The sequence below is a fragment of the Mycobacterium sp. genome (assembly GCF_049802695.1).
GTDB lineage: Bacteria > Actinomycetota > Actinomycetes > Mycobacteriales > Mycobacteriaceae > Mycobacterium.
In genome coordinates this window covers 1-5,491 of record NZ_JBARMY010000115.1, presented here as the reverse complement: position 1 = coordinate 5,491, position 5,491 = coordinate 1, and the positions used below count along the sequence as shown (strand labels likewise).

General features: G+C 62.6%; 6 protein-coding genes and 1 pseudogene. 3 read left to right on the top strand and 4 right to left on the bottom strand.

Going from position 1 to position 5,491, the window contains the following annotated elements; all coding sequences use genetic code 11:
• Positions 1-395 (bottom strand): alpha/beta hydrolase (locus WA317_RS04410; RefSeq protein ID WP_425171884.1); only part of this gene is annotated, 395 nt, incomplete at its 3' end.
• 433 nt (positions 396-828) lie between these two features.
• On the opposite strand from WA317_RS04410, the pseudogene WA317_RS04405 reads away from it, so the two are divergent.
• A pseudogene (locus WA317_RS04405) lies at positions 829-996 on the top strand (haloalkane dehalogenase); the annotation flags it as partial.
• A gap of 62 nt (positions 997-1,058) precedes the next feature.
• Positions 1,059-1,730, top strand: a complete 672-nt coding sequence (locus tag WA317_RS04400; protein WP_425171883.1) for an RraA family protein — start codon at positions 1,059-1,061, stop codon at positions 1,728-1,730.
• Between the two features lie 38 nt (positions 1,731-1,768).
• Here the strand turns inward: WA317_RS04400 and WA317_RS04395 are convergent, their stop codons facing one another.
• The 3 genes from WA317_RS04395 to WA317_RS04385 all read right to left on the bottom strand — a co-directional run bounded on the left by WA317_RS04395 (position 1,769) and on the right by WA317_RS04385 (position 4,324).
• The gene (locus WA317_RS04395) at positions 1,769-2,710 is read right to left on the bottom strand and encodes a DUF5996 family protein (RefSeq protein WP_425171882.1); all 942 of its coding nucleotides are present in this window, start codon (positions 2,708-2,710) and stop codon (positions 1,769-1,771) included.
• Positions 2,711-2,736: 26 nt separating this feature from the next.
• Complete coding sequence (locus tag WA317_RS04390; RefSeq protein WP_425171885.1) at positions 2,737-3,447, bottom strand: flavodoxin family protein; 711 nt, start codon at positions 3,445-3,447, stop codon at positions 2,737-2,739.
• A gap of 127 nt (positions 3,448-3,574) precedes the next feature.
• On the bottom strand, positions 3,575-4,324 hold the full coding sequence (locus WA317_RS04385) for a glucose 1-dehydrogenase (RefSeq protein WP_425171881.1): 750 nt from the start codon (positions 4,322-4,324) through the stop codon (positions 3,575-3,577).
• Positions 4,325-4,763: 439 nt separating this feature from the next.
• On the opposite strand from WA317_RS04385, the gene WA317_RS04380 reads away from it, so the two are divergent.
• Positions 4,764-5,491: alpha/beta hydrolase (locus tag WA317_RS04380; RefSeq protein WP_425171880.1), on the top strand; the 728-nt coding region annotated here is incomplete at its 3' end.

The window sequence follows — 5,491 nt, the reverse complement described above, 5'->3', positions numbered from 1 at the left end:
AGTCGGTAGTCGATGCAGAACACGGGCAATCCGGTCAGCCGGGACAACCATGCCGTCAGCCGCCGATGGGTGCGCGGTGAGCACAGTGCGTATCCGCTGCCGTGAATGAAGTAGATGACCTCACTGGTGTCACAGCGCAACACGCCCGTCCCGCAGACCCATTCGCCGACGACGCGGCTGCCGTCGGCCTGCGGCTCGTCGACTTGCTCGACATGGGCGCCGGCCAACGACGGGCCGAACGTGTCCATGATGCGGGCCAGAATCTGGCGCGACAGCCACAGCCCCCAGGTCCGTTCCGGCGGGAGCACCGCACTGATCTGCCGCAGGGTCGCCGTGCTCAGGGCCGCGGCGCTGCGGGATCGGAGCGAGCCGCGTGGCGGCATACCGTCCGTCATGCGAGCGAGTCAACACTGAATGGTGACATTAGTCAATGGCAGCTTTTGCGGCAGTGGGCCCGGCAGCCGGTCGCTCGGCGTGTCGATTCCCAAACTAAATGTCATATTCCCATTTGGGTTGTCACCTGTATGTCATTTTTTGGTGAAAATCTCAGCTCGTGTCATTTGGTGAAGGCGGGAAGCACGCACACCTGTGAAGGCAGGCATTAGGTTCGTCGCGTCGCCGTCCCAGGGAAGCCCTAGCAGTTGCCCGACGCTGCGTCTGCCACCGGAGGAACGTAGTGCCTCGAAATCCCCGCCGATAAACGACTCTCGCTCGTCACGAACCAGTTCACGGGGTCCTGTCATGATGCGCGGACCGGTCGCGGCGGGCAGATCACGGGTCACATACTCGATGGCCCACTGATGCAAGACAGGATCTGATCATTCTCGTTTGTCTACAAGCGAGACTGATCGCCTCCCTACGGGTGGCCGGGACTCGGCGCGCCGACTGCACTACATCGACGAAGGCCGCGGTCCTGTTCTGCTCCTACTCCACGGCAACCCCACGTGGTCATTTGTCTACCGACACATCATTCCCGAGCTGTCGAACCATTTCCGCTACCCTTCGTTCATCTTCGACCATCCGGGAGGTACGTCTTGAACACCCGTACCGGAGAGAACATGGGCGGCCAGCCAGCCGGAACTTCGGCGATACGCGCGGCCGAGTTGGGCTGTGCCGCATTGGTGGATGCGATGGGGCGGATTCACGCCCATCGCGCCCACATACTCGCGTTAGCCAGCCCTGACCCGACACGGTCACTTTTCGGGCGGGCCGTGACCATCGCCTATCTGCCGTACCGCGACGATCTGCCTCAGAACCAACTGGGATTCGCTGAGCTGTTCTATGAGGCCATCGGGGAGGACCCGACCGGACGGGTACTCGTATTGTCTAGCGGCGGCTACCCCGACGCATCTCATGGTGGCGGCACCAAACTGTCGCGGGTGCACAATAATCGGCTGGCCGGCCTACTAACCGACGGGCGACTACGAGACTTCGACGAGTTGCGCCGCTATGGCCTCGCCTTCTGGTGTCGCGGTGAGGCCACCCGTTGGGGCGGTGACACCGTAATGCCGTATGCGGCCAACATTGCGGTGGAGGTCGGCGGGGTGCTGATCGCGCCAGAAGACTACGTCTACGCCGATTCGGCCGGCGCGGTGGTAATCCCTCCCGGGAGCTTGGACCGGGTTCTCGACGAGGCAGCCAAATTCGACGCCCAAGACCGCGGGGCTCTTGAGCAAATTCGTCACGAGCGGTCGGCGGACGGTGGACGACGGGCGGTGGATGACAGGTAAAGCTGCGCGCCTGTGACTGATACGCGGGCGCCGGCTCGTCATGCGCGGGTTTGGTATGCCTTCCAACGATCCGGGTTGTCTTCAAGCGCCGCGCGGTCCCAGTCAGCGTGGATGGCCGCCGCTTCGTAGGTGTCTTGCAAGAACTCAAGGAGCACCTGATCGGGGTCGGCGGACTGCCGCACGACCTCATACGGCAGGAGGTATTCACCGAGATCTTTGCTGTAGTAGGCCTCCGCGGGGCTGACGGGGTGGTCGGCGAAGCCGTCGGGTTGGGGGTAGGCGTAGGCGTAGAAAGCGCCCTCGTCACCGCCGCCTGGAAAGAACCCGCAACTGCTCAGTTCGCGCGAGTACCCTTCGACCATCACCCAGTCACCGACATTCGGTGCGCCGCCGGAATGACGCGGCGCGCCACGGCCGGAGAACCGGGTGCATGCGAGATCCATTGCACCCCAGAAGAAATGCACAGGGCTTACTTTTCCGACGAAGCGAGACCGGAACCGGCCGATTACCCGGCTGGCCTGGAGTAGCTGGCGCCAGAACAGATGCGCGGCGTTGGGGTCGTACGACGCGTGTTCGACATCCTCAGCGAACCGGGGGGCTGGGTCGACCTCGTTGGGGTGTGACTGGATGCGGGTATTGAATCCGAGTTCGTCTAACGCTTGCATAATTTGGGAGTAGAACTGGGCCACCGATTTGGGCTCCAGTGCCACGGTACGGGTCGCGCCCCTGCTGCTGTTTATCAGCAACTTGTGGTCGATGAAATCGAACTCGATGTCGAAGGCTTCGGCCTCATGGGGGATGACCGAGGTCGTCAGACCGCGCGGTGTCACGTACAAGGTGACCTGCCACCAATGATTAACCATGGGCGCGTGAGCAAGCCGGATCTTGCCGACGATCTGAGTCCACATGTGCAAGGTGTCGCGGGTCGCAGTCCAGTCATCGACTCGCAAGCTTGGCCATGCGTTGGTGTCTTGCGCCATCGGTAATCACTCCTGGGGTTCGACGGTTAGCGGTGTTCGGGATTGGCGAAGTCCGGTCGACATCCGGCATCCCACGCGCTCCGCTGATTGCCGTAGGCAGGGATACCTGCGGCCGCGTTCAACATCTGTGCCAGGTGCAGCAAGTTGTATGTCATGAACGTGGTGTTGCGGTTGGTGAAGTCGTTTTCCGGGCCGCCGGAATCCGGATCGAGGTATGACGGGCCCGGCCCAGCCTCGCCGATCCAGCCGGCGTCAGCCTGCGGCGGGATGGTGTAGCCGAGGTGCTGCAGGCTGTAGAGGATGTCCATCGCGCAGTGTTTGATTCCGTCCTCGTTTCCGGTGATCAAACATCCGCCGACGCGGCCGTAGTAGGCGTACTGACCATCCTCGTTGAGCAGGCTCGAGCAACCGTAGAGGCGTTCGATCACCCGCTTCATCACCGAGCTGTTGTCCCCCAACCAAATCGGGCCGCACAGCACCAGGATGTGTGCATCGAGCACCCGAGTGAACAGTTGCGGCCATTCATCGGTGGCCCAACCGTGTTCGGTCATGTCCGGCCACACGCCAGTGGCGATGTCGTGGTCGACGGCACGCAGCTCATCGACCTGGACGCCGTGCTGACGCATGATCTGCGAACTGAGGCGTATCAACCCGTCGGTGTGGCTGACTTCCGGGGAGCGCTTCAAGGTTGCATTGATGAACAGCGCTCGTAGTCCGTCAAAACGCCGCGTCGGCATACCGGCATCGTTGTCGGTGTTCGCTGTCATGACCCCTGCCTACCAGTAGTCTTTGTTCGTTCGGTGGTAGCGCCTTTAACTTCGCGGTGGCCCCTTATCGCCGGATGAGCGGTTACTGGCCCTTTGGTTACTGCGAGCACACCCCGCCATCGACGGGCAGTGTGTGGCCGGTGACGTATCGCGCCTCGTCGGAAAGCAGCCACACCACGGCGTCGGCGACTTCGTCTGGCTGGCCGATTCGCCCCATCGGCACGAACGCGGCATAACTGTGCGGGTCGCCGCCAGTCCCTTTCGCGAGTAGGGCTGTATCGACCGGTCCGGGGCCGACAGCATTCACCCGAATGTTCTGCTTGGCGTAGTCCAAAGCCGCCGCCTTGGTCATGCCGGTTACGGCGTGCTTGGTGGCGGTGTACAAAGACCAGCCAGGATAGCCGTTCAGTCCGAAGATCGATGATGTGTTCACGATCGCACCTCCACCGGTCTTGAGCATTTGTTCGATCTCGTACTTCATGCAGTAGAACACTCCCTTGATGTTCACGTCGAAGAGGAACGACGCCCCGTCGATATCCTGCTCGTGCAGCGGGACCTGCTCGCCGTCTGCACCGGCGTTGTTGTGGGCAACGTCCAGACGACCGAATTCGCTGACGGCCCGCTCGACCAACGCCTTCACCTCGGCGGGTTTGCTCACATCAGTTGGTTGGAAGATAGCCCGACCCCTGCCCTGTCGGATGGCCTCAACCACGGCCTCTCCCTTGGCGGCATCCCGGTTCCCGATAACGACGGTGGCTCCGGCCCTTGCCATAGCCAGTGCCGCCGCCCTGCCGATCCCCGAGCCGCCGCCTGTCACGATCGCAACTTTGCCCTTCAAGTCAGCCATCGTCGTCTCCTCCGATCTGAACAGCCAGTGGATTCTGCTTGGCGAACTGGACGCAGTTGCCCCACCCGACGAGGGCAATACCACCCCTCTGAGCTTCAGGAACTAGAGCCAAACTGTCACAATCCTTTTCACGAACCGCGCCGTGACCAGCGCGGCACGGGCCACCGGGCGAAACGCAGGTGGTGCGGATGCCGGTGCGTCATCGGCGGCGTCCACGCCCAATGTGCGAACCTCATCTCGCATCGCCAACGGGCTGAAAGGGTGCGTCACGTGCCCTCCTACTGGTCGGCTTCCACCTCCGCGATGAGTTTCCGGCGTCGGAATCGTCCCGTCATCAGTCAACCGACTGTTCGGCCGCCAGTACCTCTGGACGTCGGCGCTGTTTCTCAGTGAGGTGACTGATGACGTCGGCTCCACTGTGCCTGAGGGTGATTGACACGTGGCGGCCGAGGCGGGAGGAGTGAAGATGGTGGCCAACCCGCACAGTTTGGTTCTCAACCCAGCGGCGCAGGCGTTCGTGGAGGCCGCTGATGCGTCCGCGCATCTCCATGATCTCGGTCCGGTCAAGGGCCGCGAAGCGGTCAACGACGTCCAGAAGGATCTCTGTCACATCCCGGTGCAGGAGATGTGGGAGACGATTGAGGGTGGTCCCACTGGGTCGGTGCGGGTGCGCGTCGTCATGCCGCCCGACGCTGCGGCCCCGTTGCCGGCGGTGGTGTATGTGCACGGGGCGGGCTGGGTGTTCGGCAATGCACACACGCATGACCGGCTGGTGCGCGAGTTGGCTGTGCAATCTGGTGCCGCGGTGGTTTTTCCCGAGTATGACCTATCGCCGGAGGCGAAGTATCCAACGGCGTTGGAGCAGATCTATGCGACCGCGGCGTGGCTGGCGCACGGTGGTGCCAGCGAGCGCGTTGACGGCTCGCGCATCGCAGTCGCAGGCGACTCGGTAGGCGGGAACATGGCGATCGCGTTGACCTTTTTGGCGCTGCAGCGCAAAGAGTTTCACCTCGTGCAGCTAGTGGCGTTTTATCCGGTGACCGACGCCACGTTCGAGACCGAGTCGTATCGACTGTTCGCCGAAGGCTACTTTCTGCGCCGCGACACCATGAGCTGGTTTTGGGATCAGTACACCGCCGACGAGACTGAGCGCGGGCAGATCACGGC

Excerpts from the sequence above, each read along its gene's own strand:
- WA317_RS04400 (WP_425171883.1), top strand. The coding sequence starts at position 1,059 with ATGGGCGGCCAGCCAGCCGGAACTTCGGCGATACGCGCGGCCGAGTTG.
- WA317_RS04395 (WP_425171882.1), bottom strand. The coding sequence starts at position 2,710 with ATGGCGCAAGACACCAACGCATGGCCAAGCTTGCGAGTCGATGACTGG.
- WA317_RS04390 (WP_425171885.1), bottom strand. The coding sequence starts at position 3,447 with ATGCCGACGCGGCGTTTTGACGGACTACGAGCGCTGTTCATCAATGCA.
- WA317_RS04385 (WP_425171881.1), bottom strand. The coding sequence starts at position 4,324 with ATGGCTGACTTGAAGGGCAAAGTTGCGATCGTGACAGGCGGCGGCTCG.